Here is a 15,619-nt window from a genome sequence, read left to right as displayed (position 1 = left end):
CTCCCTTCCGGTAGACCATCGGAGTATCGGCTCCCGTGCCACGGTGCACGGGAGCCGATGCTCGTAGGATGGAGGAGTGCCGAATGTCGATTCTCTCGCCGGTTTGATCCTCTTCGCCCTGCAGATCCTCGCGATCGCAGGTGCGGTGTTCGCGCTCGTCCACGCGGTGCGTCAGCCGGCGGAAGCATTCCCCGCCGTCGACAAGCTCACCAAGCCGGTGTGGGTCGGGATCCTCGCCGTGGCGCTGGTCGTGCTGTTCCTGTTCGGGGCCATCGGGATGCTGGGCATCGTCGGGGTCGTCGCGGTGTGTGTGTACCTGGTGGACGTACGGCCGCGCGTGGAAGAGGTGCAGCGCCCGCGCTGGTGACCCCTGCCGTCCTTGACACCGGACGGCCAGATAGTGACACTCGGAGTTACGGCTAAATTTTCCGAGACGAGGTGATCGCCGTGACGCTCACCCGACCCTTCCGCACCGGTGACCGGCAGGACACCGCCGCGCGGCTGCTCGAATCCGCTTCACGCTCGTCCTTCGATCCCGGGATCGAGATCGACTGGGATGCTCCGATCCCGCCGGACAAGTACGGCATGAGTCCCGAATGGTCCAGTCTCTACGGCACCGAGCTGTGGGACCGCATGACCGAGGACCAGCGCATCACCCTGACCCGGCACGAAGCCGCCAGCATCGCAGGCACCGGCATCTGGTTCGAGATGATCCTCATGCAGATGCTCGTGCGGGATCTCTACCGACACGACCCCGCCACGCCCTACGTGCAGTTCGGCCTCACCGAGATCGCCGACGAATGCCGGCACTCGACGATGTTCGCCCGATCCGCGCAGCACTTCGGCGTCCCCTCGTACCGGCCGCCGCGCTGGGTCCGCGAATCCGGACGCGCGTTCAAGGCCGTGGCCGGGGGCGCACTCGCCTTCGGCGGGGCACTGTTCGCCGAGGAGATCCTCGACGCGATGCAGCGCGACTTCATGCGCGACGAGCGCGTCCAGCCCATCACGCGGACCGTGAGCCGGATCCACGTGATCGAGGAATCCCGGCACATCCGCTACGCCCGTGAGGAGACGGCCCGCCGCATGCGCGACGCGTCCCGCGCCGAACGGGCCTGGATCAGGATGCACCTCGGAGTCTCTGCGTACTTCATCGTCACGAACCTGGTGAACCCGCGCGTCTACGCGGCGGCGGGCCTGGACGTCGACGAGGCCAGGGCCGCTGCCCGGGGCAATGCCCACTACCACGACCGGATCCGCAACGCCTCGCGCCGCACCGTCGAATTCCTCGACGGGGTGGGGCTGATCGGCGGCCCCTCGACCGCGCTGCTGCGCCGCGCACACATCCTCTGACCCTCTGACCGACCCAGCAGTACCGAGTACCGCCACACCAGATCGGAGAAGAACACAGGTGAAGAAGCCCTCACGCCGGACCGCGCTCGCGGTCGCCGGACTCGTCACCACCGGTGCCGCACTGGGAGCCGTGGCGGCCCGTCGCAGGAGCACGGCAGCCCGGAGCGTCGTGACGGTCGGGGATCCCAGCGAAGCCCTGCTGGCGGAACCGCAGGTCCTGCACGAGGAGGTCGAGGTCGTCACGGACGACGGTGCGCGCCTGCACGTCCGCGCCTACGGCGATCCCGACGCCGACGTCCTCGTGCTGAGCCACGGCTGGACCTGCTCCACCGAATTCTGGACACCGCAGATCAACGCGTTCGCCGAGCAGTACCGTGTCGTCGTCTACGACCAGCGGGGACACGGGCGCAGCGACGTCGGCAGCCGCGTCTTCGGGCCCGACGTGCTCGCGGACGACCTCGCCGCGGTGCTCGCCGCGACCGTCCCGGCCGGCCGCACGGCGGTGCTCGCCGGCCACAGCATGGGCGGTATCAGCATCATGGCGTGGGCGGAACGGCATCCCGGGCAGGTCCGCGACCGGGTCTCGGGCGTCCTGCTCGCGAGCACCGGCATGGACAACCTGGTCGCGGCGTCGACGATCGTGCCGCTTCCGCAGCGTGCACCCCGTGTCCCGGTGCCCGTCGCACGCCGGTTGATGGGCGCCACCGTGCCGCTCGTCGCGTCTCCGGTCACGACCCGCGCGCTCAAGTACGTCGCTCTGTCACCGAACGCGACACCCGCCGCGGTCGCTTTCTGCGAGAAGATCGTGCTCGGCTGTCCGCCCCGCACCCGCGGCGGCTGGGGTGTCGCGCTCAGCGCCCTCGACGTCCACGAGGGTCTGGCGAACCTCACCGTCCCGACGACCGTCCTCGTGGGCACCGCCGACCGGCTCACTCCGCCGAGCCACGCGCATCGCCTCGCCGCTGAACTCGACGAAGCCGGCAACCTCGAGCATCTCGTCGTCGTCGACGGCATCGGGCACATGAGCTCGGTCGAGGCGATCGACGTGTTCAACTCCGAACTGCAGCATCTGTTCGAACGCGCCGCTCAGCTCGTCCGCGGCTGAACCTCCGGCCCATCCGACGGGGCTGCGGGTCCGAACCCTCGGTGACACACCGGAGGATCGCCATGGCCACACCGCCGAGCACCCGACCACCGAGCACCGGCTCGCCGGGGATGCTCTCGCGGGCGGCGACCGGCGTCGTCGCGGTCCTCGTCGTCCTCGGGGTCGGTGAGCTGCTGGCCGCAGTGACCGATCCGGATGCGTCGCCGTTCTTCGCGGTCGGCGGCACGACCGTCGATCGGGCACCCGCCTGGGCCCGCGAATTCGCGATCGGCACGTTCGGCACCGCCGACAAGCCGGCGCTGTTCGTCGGCATGTCGGTGCTGCTCGCGGTGTGTGCGGTCGTCGCCGGGCTGATCGAACGGCCCCGGCGCCCCTACGGCGGAGCGCTGCTCGCGGCGCTCGGGGCGGTCGGGGTGTACGCGGCGCTGCACCGGCCCGAGGCGACCGCGACCGCTGCGGTCCCGACGGTGATCGCCGTCGTCGTGGGAATGCTGTTCCTGCAGTTCGCGATCCGGGCGCTGTGGACGCCGCGGGGAGAGGATCCGGCGTCGCCGAACCTGGACCGCCGGCGCTTCCTGGTGGTCCTGGGCGCGGGCGTTGCGGTCGCGGTCGCGGCCGGTGCCGTCGGCCGGTATCTCGCGGATCGGCTGGCGGTGGTGCTCGAGGACCGCGACCGGTTCCGGGTGCCCCTCGCCGCGGACGCGGCACCGGCGATTCCGCCCGGCGCCGACCTGACGACCGGACCGCGCGCGGTGCCCGGCGCCACCTCCTTCGTCACGACGAACCGCGACTTCTACCGGATCGACACCGCGCTGCAGGTGCCGCGCCTCACCACCGCGGACTGGCGGCTGCGCATCCACGGCATGGTGGATCGGGAGACGACGCTCACCTGGGACGATCTCGCCGGATTCGAGACCGTCGAGCGAGTGGTGACGCTGACGTGCGTGTCCAACGAGGTCGGCGGCGACCTCGCCGGCAACGCCCGCTGGACCGGTTACCGCATCGCGGACATCCTCGACCGTGTCGGAGTCCACCCCGATGCCGACATGCTGCTGTCCACCAGCGTCGACGGGTTCACCGTCGGAACACCGGTCGAGGTGCTGCGCGACGGTCGGGACGCGCTCCTCGCCGTCGCGATGAACGGCGATCCGCTCCCTCTCCAGCACGGCTATCCGGCGCGGCAGGTGGTGCCCGGGCTCTACGGCTACGTCTCGGCGACGAAGTGGGTCGTCGACTGGGAGCTGACCCGGTTCGACCGCGCGGAAGCCTACTGGACGCGGCGCGGCTGGGCCGCGAAGGGACCGATCCGCACCGCCTCACGGATCGACGTGCCGGCTCGATCCGCGCGGCTCACGGCCGGGCCCGTCGTCGTGGCCGGCACCGCGTGGGCGCAGCATCGCGGGATCGGCCGGATCCAGATCCGCGTGGACGGCGGTCCCTGGCAGGAGGCGGAACCGGCCCCCGAGTATTCGGTGGACACCTGGCGTCAGTGGCGGTGGGTGTGGGACGCGAGCCCCGGCGAGCACACGCTCGAGGTCCGGGCCGTCGACGGCACCGGGGCAGTGCAGGACGAAGAGCGGCGTCCGCCGGTCCCGGACGGGGCAACCGGCCTGCACAGCCGGACCGTCACGGTTGTCGCGTGACGGCGGTCCCGGTCGGGCGAAGACCGATCGGTTGAAGACCGATCAGTTGAAAACCACGGTCTTGCGGCCGTGCACCAGCACCCGGTCCTCGAGATGCCAGCGCAGACCACGGGCCAGCACGAGCTTCTCGACGTCACGGCCCTGACGCACCATGTCGCTGACCGTGTCGCCGTGTCCGACGCGGATCACGTCCTGCTCGATGATCGGGCCCGCGTCGAGTTCGGCGGTCACGTAGTGGCAGGTCGCGCCGATCAGCTTCACGCCGCGGGTGAACGCCTGGTGGTAGGGGCGGGCACCGATGAACGACGGTAGGAAGCTGTGGTGGATGTTGATGGCCCGCCCGGCCCAGTGCTCGCACAGCGAGGAGGGGAGCACCTGCATGAACCGGGCCAGCACCACCGCGTGCGGGTCGTGCACGTCGACGAGTTTGCGCACCTGCTCGAACGCCGGTCCACGCTCGGCCGGGTCCTTGGGGAACGACACGTAGTGGTAGTCGATGCCGTGCCGCTTCGCGACCGTCTCGAGTTCGGGGTGGTTCCCGACGACCGCGCAGATCTCGGCCTTGAGCTCGCCGGCCGCCACGCGTCCCAGGATGTCGTGCAGGCAGTGCGCTTCCTTGCTCACCAACAGCACGACGCGCTTGGTCTCGCCGGTGTCCGACAGCGTCCACTCGGTTTCCGGACCGATCTGCTCGGCGACGACCGCGAACTTCTCCCGCAGTTCGTCGATCCCGAACGGGATGGACGAGGCGCGCACCGCCTGCCGCGTGAAGAACCAGCCGCTGTCCTGGTCGGCGTGGTAGGCCGCTTCGACGATGGAACCGCCCACCTCGGCGAGGAAGGTGGCGATGCGGGCCACGATGCCGGTGGTGTCCGGGCAGCCGAGGGTCAGAACGTAACGGCGGTCGTCCGTCGAAGCAGCGGTCATGCCGCCGATTGTCTCAGGTGCGTTCGGTGTGCCGGTCCGCCGGTCAGACGGTCGCCGGGGGACGTCGCACGGTCGCGGTGCCGACCAGGGTGGTCGCGTCGATCGTGTGCAGGCCGCGCTCGGTGATCTCGGTCAGCAGATCCCGCCGCAGCGCCTCCACGGCGGGTTCGTCGAGTCCGTCGAGAACGCTGTGCAATCCGGTGCCCACCACGAGGTTCCAGCACAGGTCGTCGGCGGCGGGCAACAGATTCGGCATCACGTCCACCTGGACGGAGTGACATCCCGCGGCGGCGAGCCACGCCTCGAGTGTCTCCGGGGTGTCGATGCGGTGCAACGGCGTGCGATCGCGGAGCGACAAGCGGTCGGTCATCTCGGGGGAGTAGCGGGCGGCGACGTCGAACACCACGGCGGTGAACTCGGTCATCGCGCCGGCCCGCCACACCGTCACCCCGACCCGGCCGCCGTGCCGGACCAGGCCGACCAGCCGCGCGAAACTCGCGTCCATGTGGGGAAGGAAGAACACCCCGTAGGAGACGGCGAGCGCGTCGTATCCGGCCTCCGGAACCGACGACGGCGGCTCCCACGTGGTGGCGTCGGCGCACACGAAGTCGATGTTCTGCAGGGCGCGGTCCTCGGCGGTCAACCGGCCCAGTTCGAGCAGGTCGGCGGCGACGTCGACGGCGTGGACCCGTCCGGTCGGGCCGACCGCCGCGGCCGCCGGCAACGCGGACGCACCGGCACCACAGCACGCGTCGAGGACGGTGTCGCCGGGGTGAAGGCGGAGAGCGAACACGAGCGACTGCCCGGCCGGGCCCCACACGGTCGCGGTCAGGCGGTCGAACCGGTCGCTCGCGTCGTCGAACGTGCGGGCCACCTGATCGATCGGATCGGCCATGCCCGAAACGCTAGCCGATCTCGTAGAACGGTGGGGCGTACCGGAACACACCGCGCACACCGGGTCGGTGGGCGGTCAGCGCGCGGGCCTGGAAGTGCGGCGCCCACTCCGCCACGTCCGGGGCGATGCCCAGGTCCGCGGCCGGCACGAACCCGAACCGCGGGTAGTAGTCGAGGTGGCCGAGCAGCACCACGACCGATTCGTCCAGGGCATCGGCGGCCCCGAGCACCGCGTGCATCAGGGCCGCGCCGACGCCCGTGCGCTGCAGGTCCGGTCGCACGCCGAGCGGCCCGAGACCGAGGGCGGGAGCGGACTCGATCGTGCCGCGTGTCGCGACCACGTGGCCGGCGACGGTGCCGTCGCGGTCCTCGGCGACCAGGGACAGCGCCGGAATCCACGCGCTGCTCGCCCGCAGCGCCGCAACGAGGCCCGCCTCGACCGGCTCGGACCCGGGCGGGGTGAGCGGCGCGAATGCCGAGCGATGCACCTCGGCGATCGCGTCGACGTCGGCGGGAAGTTCGCGGCGGATCAGCACGCCGACCATCGTCCCGTATTCCGCGGGGCAGGGCGGCAGGAGAGGTGTGGGAGGCTGGCGGCATGCCGGACACCGCACACACCCGCGCCCAGGTCGCCGCAATGATCGATCACACCCTGCTCAAGCCGGAGGCGTCCGCCGCCGACGTGCGCGCGCTCGTCGACGAGGCCGTCGAACTCGGGGTGTACGCGGTGTGCGTGTCCCCGTCGATGCTGCCGCTGCGCGCCGAGGGCGTCACCGTCGCGACCGTCGCGGGATTCCCCTCGGGCAAGCATCATTCGCTGGTCAAGGGCGCCGAGGCGCGGCTGGCCGTCGAACAGGGTGCGCGGGAGGTCGACATGGTCATCGACGTGGGCGCGGCGGTCGCGGGGGACTGGAACGCGGTGCTCGCCGACATCCTCACCGTCCGCGAGGCGATCGGTTTCGACCCCGTCCTCAAGGTCATCATCGAATCCGCGGTGCTGTCCGACGATGCGATCGTCGAAGCGTGCCGCGCCGCCGAACGCGCCGGTGCGAACTTCGTGAAGACGTCGACCGGGTTCCATCCGGCGGGCGGGGCGTCGGCGCACGCGGTGCGGTTGATGGCCGAGACGGTCGGTGGCCGGCTCGGCGTCAAGGCCAGCGGCGGCATCCGCACGGCCGAGGCGGCGCTGGAGATGATCGACGCCGGCGCCACCCGGCTCGGCCTGTCGTCGTCCCGGGCCGTGCTCGACGGACTGCCGGACTGAGCGTGCGGTTCCCTCAGATCAGGCCGCAGCTCTCCTGCTGCTGACCTTCCTGCGGGGCCGGCATCGTGAAGCGGCCGCCCTCGAGGGTGAGGTTCACACCGTTGTCGTCGACTGCGACCGCGGTGGCCTGCATGCCGAGCGGATACTGCTGCAGACCGGTCGCGAGGATCTGCACGACACCGTCGACGAGCGCGGTCGGCAGACCGAAACCCAGCACGGACGCGTCGACGGTCTCGACCGAGACCACGCCGTTCTGCACGACCGGGCGCACCGTGAACTCGGCGAGACCGGCACCGCCGACGGTGAACCGCAGGGTGCCCGCGTCGGCGTCGGGGGTGACGGCGGTGACGAGAGAGCCGAGGCCCTGGCTCTGAACGGTCGCGAGAATGCCGGTGGCGGGCCACACGACGTCGGCGCGGGAGCTGCCGATCGTGCCGGCGCTGTCGGCCGTCGCGTTCAGATCGACGTCCTTCGCCACGGCGTGGACGGTCATCTCCTTCGCGGGACCGAACGCGGTGTCGTCGCTGTCGAGCGTCACCGACGGAACCTTCTTGTCGATCACCTGCAGCAACACCGGTTTCCAGCTGAGATCGACGTCGACGCCGGTTCCCAGTTCGGATTCGAGCGATTGTGCGAGGCACGTCGTCGCGCGGTTGCGGACATAGACCTCGGCGCCGACGAGCACCGCGACGAGCGCGACGACGACCACGGCGGCGACGGTGGCGAGAGTGGAGCGCTTCGAGTTGGGCATGAGCCCGATTGTTTCCGACAACTCTGAGGATCTTCTGAGCCGCGCGCGGCGAGCTGCCCCGGAATTTGTGAGCTGGACCACAATTGTTCGGTACTGTTGGCGGCATGACGAGCTGGACGGGTTCTGGATACGGGGCCTCCGGGCGAGCCGATGCGGACGAAGCGCTCCGTCGGCTCGCACTGACGCAGGCCGGATTCTTCACCGCCCGACAGGCGATCGGGCATGGCATCGACGCGGACGCGTTCGTCACGCGCATCGATGCGGGGCTGTGGATGCGCGTCGAGAACGACCTGTTCCGGCTCGCCGAGAGCCCCCGCACGAAGTTCGACGAGTTCGCGCAGTGGTGTGCCTGGTACGAGGGTGCCGCGGTCGTGTCGCACCAGAGCGCCGCGGAACTGCACGCGATGGGGCACCTGCAACCGCGGTTCCTGCACCTGTCGACGCTCGATCAGCGCACCGTGCCGAGCAACCGGCTCGCGCTGCACCATCGGGCGTTGTCGAACGAGGACTGCGAGATGGTCGGGTGCTTCCGCGTGACCACCCCCGCCCGCACCGCCGTCGATCTCGCCGCCGGTGGTGTGTCCCAGGAGGTGCTCGACGAACTGGTCGGTGACGCCCTCGCGATCGGTCGTGTCGATTCCGACCAGCTGCACGCGGCGGTCGCGAATCAACCGGCCGCGGTCGCCGACCGCATCGAACTCGCGCTGCTGGCGGCCGGCTGAGTCGTGTGCCTCTGTGGCGCCCGGGGCCGCCGGAAAGGCACACCGGCGCGTAGCGCACCTACGCCGGGGCGACCGCCTCCCACGGCACCGTCAGCACGCAGTCGCGCAGCCGGCGACGCTGCGGGGCAACCGGAATTCCCTGCCCGCGCAGCAGCTCGAGCGTGGCCCGCCAGCGGACGCGCGGCCCGAACGCGGCATGCGGAGCGGCGGTCGCCCACGCCCGATCGGCGGCCTGCAGCAGGTCGTGGATCCGCTCGCCGGGAACATTGCGGTGGATCAGCGCCTTCGGCAACCGCTCGGCCAGGTCGGACGGGGTGTCGATGTGGAACGGACTCCACGCCAGCGTCAGGCTGCGCGGACCGTCGCGGTCCAGCAGCACCCACGCGCAGCGCCGGCCCAGTTCGTCACACGTGCCGTCGATGAGCAGACCGCCCGGTGCCAGCCCCGACCGCAATCGCTCCCACACGGGTGCGACCGCGTCCTCCGGGTACTGCCGCAGCACGTTGAACGCGCGGACCAGCACCGGTCGCAACCCGGCCAGCTCGAAGCCACCGCGCGCGAAGCGGACTCCGTCGCGGCCGGGGACCACCCGCTCGGGGTCGATCTCGAGGCCGACCATCCGCACGTCGGGGCGCACGGTTCGCAGCCGCGACGCCAGTTCCAGAGTGGTCACCGGCATCGCGCCGTAGCCGAGATCGACGACCAGCGGATCCGGTGCCGACCGCAGGACGCGGGCGATGCCGGAATGGTGCACGGCCCAGCGGTCGCTGCGGCGCAGCCGGTTGATGCCGGTGGTGCCGCGGGTGACGACACCTTCCGGGCGTAGCGTTCGCACTGTCGGGACCGGCCTACTGTCCTGCCAGCCAGTCGGCCGTGATCTCCGCTTCGGTGCGGAACAGGTCGACGAGGTTCTGCAGCATCAGCTCTTCGAGCTTGCCGCCGATGAACGGCAGATGCACCTTCGCCTCCGACGTCGTGCGCAGCGTGCACCCGCCGTCGCCGGCGAACAGTTCCATCGTGCCGGTGAGGCTGCCCGGGCCGGCCGGGATCGACGCCTCGTAGCGTCCGGTGGCTTTCCCGTCGAAGGGGCCGTACGACTCCTTGCGGGTGATGACCAGGTCCTTCTTCATCACCGTCTGCGCGATCTCCGGCAGTTCGGACCGGGGCAGGATGTGGTGCAGCACCAGCGAGATGCCGGAATCCGACGCCTCGAACGACTCCACGTGGTTCTGCGAATACTTGCGCATCTCCACCATCCGGGCTTCCCAGTGGGCCGGGTCGCGCAGCGCCTCGTACACCCGCTCCGCCGGATACGGATAGCGGGCGGAGTAGTTCATGCGCCGTGCCACAGCGGGCCAGGGTACCGGTTCGCCCCGGTCACGCGGAAATCGTCAGGAGCCGGATCGGCCCAGCCAGCCGGCTGTGAACTCCTGCTCGGCGTCGAACAGTTCGACGAGTTGCTCGACGATCATGCCCTCGATCTTCCCGCCGAGGAACGGGATCTTCACCTCGACCTCGCCGTCGATCTCGACGACCGTTCCGGTCCGGCCCGGCGCGAGCGTGAAGGCACCCTCGACCTTGCCGGGCATCCCGTCGACACCGGCGGAGAACCGGCCGCGGGCACGCTCGCCGTCGAGCGGCTCCCACGATTCGTGCCGGTGGATGACCAGGTCGCCGGGCCGGAGGCTGGTGACCACGCTCGGCAGGTGCTCGGCGGGGATGGCCTGCGTCATGTGCAGGTCGATCGTTCCGGCGGCGGTCTTCACGTCTTCGATGGTGGCGCCGGGGCCGCCGACCCGTGCCAGGCGCTCACGCCAGTATTCCGGGTCGACGAGCGCCGCGTGCACGCTCGCGGCGGGGAACTCGTAGTGCGCGGAATGGTCGATAGGGGTGCCCATGGCTCGTCACGCTACCGTTTGCTGGTGCCCGATCCACGTATCGCTACTCGCCTCGCCGAGTCGGGAGCCACGGTGTCCGAGCAGGTGCCGCTGTCGACCCTGACGACGCTGCGGCTCGGCGGACCCGCCCGAATCCTGGCCGAATGCGCCACCACCGACGTTCTCGTCGACGTCGTACGCCTGCTCGACGCCGAGCAGGTGCCGACGCTGATCCTGGCCGGCGGATCCAACCTCGTCGTCGGCGACGCGGGATTCGCCGGTGTCGTGGTGAAGATCGCGACCACCGGCGTCGAACTCGACACCGACACGGTGCGCATCGAAGCCGGCGCGGTGTGGGACGACGTCGTCGACCGGACCGTCTCGGCGGGGTTCGGCGGCCTCGAGGCACTGTCCGGGATTCCCGGGTCCGCCGGTGCGACCCCCGTGCAGAACGTCGGGGCGTACGGGGTCGAGGTCGGGTCGGTGCTGCGCCGGGTGCGGCTGCTCGACCGCCGGACCGGTGAGGTGCGCTGGGTGGGCCCGGAACACCTGGGTCTCGGATACCGGACGAGTGTGCTCAAGCATTCCGACGCAGCGCTCGTCGTCGATGTCGAGCTCGAGGTCCGGCCCGACGGGTCGAGCGCGCCGCTCGGCTACCGCGAACTCGCGACCGCGCTCGGCGCGGAGGAGGGTGAACGCCGGCCGGCCGCGGAGGTCCGTGAGCAGGTGCTGGCGTTGCGCCGCGGCAAGGGCATGGTGCTCGACGAGGCCGATCACGACACGTGGAGCGCCGGATCGTTCTTCACCAACCCGGTCGTGCCCGACGACGTCCTTCCCTCGGTGCTCGCGGCGATCACCGACCGGGTCGGTGCCGACGTGCGGATACCGCAGTTCCCCGCGGAGGGCGGCACCAAACTGTCCGCCGGCTGGCTCATCGAACGTGCCGGATTCGGCAAGGGCTTCCCGTCGGCGGAGGCCCCGGCACGGCTGTCGACAAAGCACACGCTGGCCCTGACCAACCGCGGGAACGCGACCGCCGCGGACCTGGTCGCGCTGGCCCGGCAGGTGCGGGACGGGGTGCAGAAGGTGTTCGGTGTGCGGCTCGAACCGGAACCGGTGCCGGTCGGGTTCGAGATCTGAACCAGGCGAGATCCGGGCCACACCGGCTCCACGCGTACCGTGAAAAGGGTGCACGACCTGCGTAAACGGACAAATCGGTTGGTGTGGCTCTGGTGCCTCGCTCTCGTGGCGGTGCTCGCCGCCTGCTCGACCTCGGACGGAGGGGCGATCGCCGGCGATCCGCAACCGGCCGTCGGAGTCACCACGAACCCGGCCGACGGTGCCACCGACGTGTCCCCCACGGACCCGATTTCGGTGACCGCGACCGGCACCCTCACCGACATCGCGCTCACCAACACCGCATCCGGGGTCGTCGTCGACGGTGAACTCGCCGCGGACGGCCACAGCTACACCGTCACGGAACCGCTCGGATACGGCGCGACCTACGAATGGTCGGGGTCCGTGATCGCCGCCGACGGCGACGAGGTCGCGGTGGAGGGCAGCTTCTCGACCGTCGAACCGGACGAGGTGGTCTCCGCGACCCTCAACATCGCGGACGGCCAGGAGGTGGGGATCGCCGCGCCGATCATCGTGCAGTTCGACGGTCCGATCGAGGACAAGGCAGCCGTCGAGAAGGCGCTCGTCGTCACCACGAACCCGCCGACCGAGGGTGCCTGGGCATGGCTGCCCGACGACAACGGCGGCGCGCGGGCGCACTGGAGGCCCCGGCAGTACTGGGCGCCCGGTACGACGGTGAGCCTGGACGCGCGGCTCTACGGACTCGCCTACGGCGACGGCGCATACGGCGCCGAGGACCTGACCCTCGACTTCGGTATCGGCCGCAGCCAGGTCGTCGTCGCGAACGCGCAGAGCCACCGCATGCAGGTGGTGCGCGACGGGCAGACGGTCATGGACATTCCGGTGAGCTACGGCGAGGGCTCCGAGGCCCGCAACGTCACGCGCAGCGGCATCCACGTGGTCACCGAGAAGCACGAGGACTTCCTCATGTCGAACCCGCCGTACTACGAGAACGTGCGCGAGCGCTGGGCAGTGCGGATCTCCAACAACGGCGAGTTCATCCACGCCAACCCGCTCACCACCGGCCAGCAGGGCGCCTCCAACGTCACCAACGGGTGCATCAACCTGTCGATGTCCGACGCGCAGGAGTACTTCGCGATCGCGATGTACGGGGATCCGGTGGAGGTCAGCGGCACCTCGATCGACCTGTCCGAGGCGGACGGGGACCTGTGGGACTGGGCCGTGGACTGGCCGACCTGGCAGTCGATGTCCGCGCTGTAGAAACCGGCGGCGGTCTACCAGCGGTTGCGGACCTCCTCGGCGAAACCGAGCAGGTTCTCGATCTCGAGGCGGGTGCCGTCGTCGAGCAGCACGTGCCCGCTGAACCGCCCGAACACCTGATGCTGGGTGGACCGCACGACGAGCGCGTTGACGTCGGCGGCGCGGTCGACGATCGGCTGGAAGTCCATCTCGAAACGGCTGTCGTTGCTCGTGAAACGCCACGGCGCGCCGTCGTAGGTGCCGTGCGGACGGTGGAAGTGCACGCGGTCGAGTTTGTGCGCGACCCCGTCGTGGAAGAGCATGTTCTCCGAGGCGGCGGTGGTGTCGCCGAAGCCGTAGCCGATGTTGAAGCCGAACCGCTTTCCCTCGTGCAGGCCGGACGCCGAACCCCAGTACCAGGTGTTGTCGTAGGTCCACACGCCGCGGCCCCAGTCGAGGACACCGAACGTCGACGCCGGGTCGAACTCGTGCCGGACGCCGCGGACGGTGATCGTGCCCGCCACGGGCAGGCAGTTGATCTTCTGGTTGTAGTAGAACGCCTTCGGGGCTCGCGGGAACGGTGTCGCGATCACCATGCGGTCGTCGGCGGGCTGCTGCAGCAGCAGTTCCCCGGACAGGCCGCGGCCGCCGTCGAAGCCCGGATGGTCGACGATCAGCCGGCGCCCCTGCGTCTCGTGCCGGAACTCGACGCGCAACGCGCCCCGGCGCACGACCACGTCGCCGGCATCGGCGCTGGACGGCATCCGCATCCGGCCGAGCGGGAACGGGATCAGCTTGTTCTCGGTGACTTCCGTGCCGACGGCCAGGTCCAGCCAGCTGAACCCGACCAGGCCCATGTATCCGTTGTCGGCGACCGTCAGTGCGAGACCGACCGGACCGGAAGCGGGGTCGGAGGTCGGGTCGGAGACGATGCAGTAGTAGTCCCACTCCTTGATGCGCAGCCGCGACGCCGAGATCCGCGCCCGGTCGTAGGTGCGGATCTCGGCGGTGGCCCAGCCCGCCTGCTCGAGGTGGCCGCGGTCGTCGAGCAGTGGCCCGGGCGAAAGACGCTGCTGCTGCATACCTCCAGAGGTTAGTTGCTCATGCGGTGTTATTTGCTCACGCGGTGGAACCGGCCTGCGCTCGCCTGATCACGCGGCTTGACGATGATCTGGTCCAGGTTCACGTGCGACGGACGCGATGCGACGAACCCGATGATCTCGGCGATGTCCTGTGCGACGAGCGGCGTGATGCCCTCGTACACCTTGTCGGCACGCTCCTGATCGCCCTCGAACCGCACGAGCGAGAACTCGGTTTCGACGGCGCCGGGGGCGATCTCGGTCAGCCGCACCGGTTTGCCGAGCAGCTCACCGCGCAGCGTCCGGTGCACCACCGCCTGGGCATGCTTGGCGGAGGTATAACCGGAGCCGTTGTCGTACGCCTCGAACGCCGCGACCGACGTGATCGTCACGATCAGGCCGTCCCCCGACTCGATCAGCTTGGGCAGCAGCGCCTTCGTCACGCGCATGGTGCCGATGACGTTCGTCTCCCACATCCAGCGCCAGTCGTCCTCGTCGGCCTCGGCGACCGTCGCCAGTCCCTTTGCGCCACCGGCGTTGTTGACCAGCACGTCCACTCGCGGCAGGACCGTGGTGAACGCGGTGACCGAGTCCTCGTCGGTGACGTCGAGTTCGAGTGCGGTGCCGCCGATCTCCTCGGCGAGTTTCTCGAGGCGGTCGAGTCGGCGGGCACCCACGACGACGTGGTAGCCCTGCGCGGCGAGAGTGCGGGCGGTGGCCTCGCCGATGCCGGACGATGCCCCGGTGACGACGGCGACGCGCGAATCTGGGGAGATACTCATGCGTCGATCCTAGGACGCGCCTGTGCCCGTCACCGGGCGGCGGCGCCGCGCCTCACATGGCCTCGGGCTCACATGCCCCCGGCGGAGACGAAGCCGGGATCTTCGACGGCGAGCCGTTCACGGACCGAGTCGGGCATCGTCGAGCACGAGTCCGCGCTCGGGCGGGCGTCGGCGTGATCGGCTGCGGAGTCCTCGATCCCGAGCGACGCCGTGATGTTCTGCCAGCCACCCCACGCGTCGAAGCGGGCCGGCAGGTCGACGTTGGCGGCACCGTTGATGTGGAACGCCGCGCTCGGATACGGGGCGTCCGGCGAGGTGTCGACGCCACCGCCGGGCAGCCGCACGACGTCCTCGGGATTCGGCAGCATCCCGGCCAGCTGCATCGCGTGATAGGGGTACATCTCCGACGGTGGCGTGTCGAAGTAGTACCAGCTCGCTGCGCACACCCCGTAGAGGTCGGGGCCGAACTGCGCGTAGTTCAGGTACAGCTCCATGATCCGCGCGTCGGACATGGTGGCCCGCAACGCGACGGACGGAACCACCTCGACGGCCTTGCGCAGCATGCTCTGGTCCGGGGTGAAGAACATGTTCTTCGCGAGTTGCTGGGGAATCGTCGAATACGTCTGCTGACGCTCGCCGGACAGGACGGCGGCGGCGCGGTCGGCGAAGTCACCCCAGTGGAATGCCTGCTTCCGTAGTCCGAGCAGGTCGTCCTCGTGGGCGACGGCGGACGCGATGACGTAGCGGCTGATGTGGTCGATCGAGACGTACTGGTAGGCGATGGGCCCGTCGTCGATCCGCATGAAGTTCGACTGTGCCGGTGTCCACCAGCGCAACGACGCCGCGGCGACGGCCATCCCGGACAACGGCACCACCACGACCCCGGCG

Annotated in this window: 18 protein-coding genes; 8 read left to right on the top strand and 10 right to left on the bottom strand. The window is 70.2% G+C overall.

From position 1 onward, the window contains the following. The first annotated feature begins 76 nt into the window (after nucleotides 1–76). From ACN675_RS01915 to ACN675_RS01900, 4 genes are all read left to right on the top strand, one after another. Nucleotides 77–367 (top strand): DUF2516 family protein, encoded by a 291-nt coding sequence (locus ACN675_RS01915; RefSeq protein WP_197256590.1) that lies wholly within the window; start codon nucleotides 77–79, stop codon nucleotides 365–367. A gap of 80 nt (nucleotides 368–447) precedes the next feature. Next, nucleotides 448–1,350: an AurF N-oxygenase family protein gene (locus tag ACN675_RS01910; RefSeq protein WP_420749303.1), complete on the top strand. Its 903-nt coding sequence runs from the start codon at nucleotides 448–450 to the stop codon at nucleotides 1,348–1,350. A gap of 58 nt (nucleotides 1,351–1,408) precedes the next feature. Beyond that, nucleotides 1,409–2,455, top strand: a complete 1,047-nt coding sequence (locus ACN675_RS01905; protein ID WP_420749302.1) for an alpha/beta fold hydrolase — start codon at nucleotides 1,409–1,411, stop codon at nucleotides 2,453–2,455. Nucleotides 2,456–2,517: 62 nt separating this feature from the next. Next, the gene (locus tag ACN675_RS01900) at nucleotides 2,518–4,098 is read left to right on the top strand and encodes a molybdopterin-dependent oxidoreductase (RefSeq protein WP_420749301.1); all 1,581 of its coding nucleotides are present in this window, start codon (nucleotides 2,518–2,520) and stop codon (nucleotides 4,096–4,098) included. Between the two features lie 42 nt (nucleotides 4,099–4,140). Here ACN675_RS01900 and purU read toward each other — a convergent pair whose 3' ends face one another. The 3 genes from purU to ACN675_RS01885 are packed head-to-tail and all read right to left on the bottom strand — an operon-like array spanning nucleotide 4,141 to nucleotide 6,455. After that, a complete protein-coding gene (purU, locus tag ACN675_RS01895; protein WP_420749300.1) occupies nucleotides 4,141–5,025 on the bottom strand; it encodes a formyltetrahydrofolate deformylase in 885 nt (294 codons plus the stop codon). 43 nt (nucleotides 5,026–5,068) lie between these two features. After that, nucleotides 5,069–5,920, bottom strand: coding sequence for a class I SAM-dependent methyltransferase (locus ACN675_RS01890; RefSeq protein WP_420749299.1), 852 nt, complete (start codon nucleotides 5,918–5,920; stop codon nucleotides 5,069–5,071). Nucleotides 5,921–5,930: 10 nt separating this feature from the next. Then, entirely contained in the window at nucleotides 5,931–6,455 is a 525-nt protein-coding gene (locus ACN675_RS01885; RefSeq protein ID WP_420749409.1) for a GNAT family N-acetyltransferase, read from the bottom strand. 62 nt (nucleotides 6,456–6,517) lie between these two features. Between ACN675_RS01885 and deoC the strand changes: the two genes are divergently transcribed. After that, nucleotides 6,518–7,183, top strand: coding sequence for a deoxyribose-phosphate aldolase (deoC, locus tag ACN675_RS01880; RefSeq protein ID WP_420749298.1), 666 nt, complete (start codon nucleotides 6,518–6,520; stop codon nucleotides 7,181–7,183). A gap of 13 nt (nucleotides 7,184–7,196) precedes the next feature. On the opposite strand, the gene ACN675_RS01875 is transcribed toward deoC, so the two are convergent. Next, nucleotides 7,197–7,934: a DUF2993 domain-containing protein gene (locus tag ACN675_RS01875; protein WP_420749297.1), complete on the bottom strand. Its 738-nt coding sequence runs from the start codon at nucleotides 7,932–7,934 to the stop codon at nucleotides 7,197–7,199. Nucleotides 7,935–8,038: 104 nt separating this feature from the next. Here ACN675_RS01875 and ACN675_RS01870 point away from each other — a divergent pair, with 104 nt between their 5' ends. Further along, a complete protein-coding gene (locus ACN675_RS01870; protein ID WP_197256606.1) occupies nucleotides 8,039–8,656 on the top strand; it encodes a type IV toxin-antitoxin system AbiEi family antitoxin domain-containing protein in 618 nt (205 codons plus the stop codon). Nucleotides 8,657–8,714: 58 nt separating this feature from the next. Here ACN675_RS01870 and ACN675_RS01865 read toward each other — a convergent pair whose 3' ends face one another. The 3 genes from ACN675_RS01865 to ACN675_RS01855 are packed head-to-tail and all read right to left on the bottom strand — an operon-like array spanning nucleotide 8,715 to nucleotide 10,554. Then, on the bottom strand, nucleotides 8,715–9,491 hold the full coding sequence (locus ACN675_RS01865) for a class I SAM-dependent methyltransferase (protein ID WP_420749296.1): 777 nt from the start codon (nucleotides 9,489–9,491) through the stop codon (nucleotides 8,715–8,717). A 13-nt stretch (nucleotides 9,492–9,504) separates the two neighbouring features. Continuing rightward, the gene (locus tag ACN675_RS01860) at nucleotides 9,505–10,005 is read right to left on the bottom strand and encodes a DUF2505 domain-containing protein (protein ID WP_420749295.1); all 501 of its coding nucleotides are present in this window, start codon (nucleotides 10,003–10,005) and stop codon (nucleotides 9,505–9,507) included. Between the two features lie 42 nt (nucleotides 10,006–10,047). Beyond that, on the bottom strand, nucleotides 10,048–10,554 hold the full coding sequence (locus ACN675_RS01855) for a DUF2505 domain-containing protein (RefSeq protein ID WP_420749294.1): 507 nt from the start codon (nucleotides 10,552–10,554) through the stop codon (nucleotides 10,048–10,050). A gap of 24 nt (nucleotides 10,555–10,578) precedes the next feature. Between ACN675_RS01855 and ACN675_RS01850 the strand changes: the two genes are divergently transcribed. Both ACN675_RS01850 and ACN675_RS01845 read left to right on the top strand, forming a co-directional pair. Next, nucleotides 10,579–11,673 carry a UDP-N-acetylmuramate dehydrogenase gene (locus ACN675_RS01850; RefSeq protein ID WP_420749293.1) on the top strand — a complete coding sequence of 365 codons (1,095 nt, stop codon included), beginning with the start codon at nucleotides 10,579–10,581 and terminating at the stop codon, nucleotides 11,671–11,673. A 105-nt stretch (nucleotides 11,674–11,778) separates the two neighbouring features. After that, complete coding sequence (locus tag ACN675_RS01845; RefSeq protein ID WP_420749408.1) at nucleotides 11,779–12,891, top strand: L,D-transpeptidase; 1,113 nt, start codon at nucleotides 11,779–11,781, stop codon at nucleotides 12,889–12,891. A 14-nt stretch (nucleotides 12,892–12,905) separates the two neighbouring features. On the opposite strand, the gene ACN675_RS01840 is transcribed toward ACN675_RS01845, so the two are convergent. From ACN675_RS01840 to ACN675_RS01830, 3 genes are all read right to left on the bottom strand, one after another. Beyond that, nucleotides 12,906–13,952: a DUF2804 domain-containing protein gene (locus ACN675_RS01840; protein ID WP_420749292.1), complete on the bottom strand. Its 1,047-nt coding sequence runs from the start codon at nucleotides 13,950–13,952 to the stop codon at nucleotides 12,906–12,908. A 29-nt stretch (nucleotides 13,953–13,981) separates the two neighbouring features. Then, complete coding sequence (locus ACN675_RS01835; protein WP_197256616.1) at nucleotides 13,982–14,731, bottom strand: SDR family NAD(P)-dependent oxidoreductase; 750 nt, start codon at nucleotides 14,729–14,731, stop codon at nucleotides 13,982–13,984. A 68-nt stretch (nucleotides 14,732–14,799) separates the two neighbouring features. Next, the coding region (locus ACN675_RS01830; RefSeq protein WP_420749291.1) for a biosynthetic peptidoglycan transglycosylase at nucleotides 14,800–15,619 on the bottom strand (820 nt) is incomplete at its 5' end.

It is taken from the genome of Rhodococcus sp. O3 (assembly GCF_048897285.1).
Lineage (GTDB): Bacteria > Actinomycetota > Actinomycetes > Mycobacteriales > Mycobacteriaceae > Rhodococcus.
This window is presented reverse-complemented; position numbering and strand designations above follow the sequence as displayed.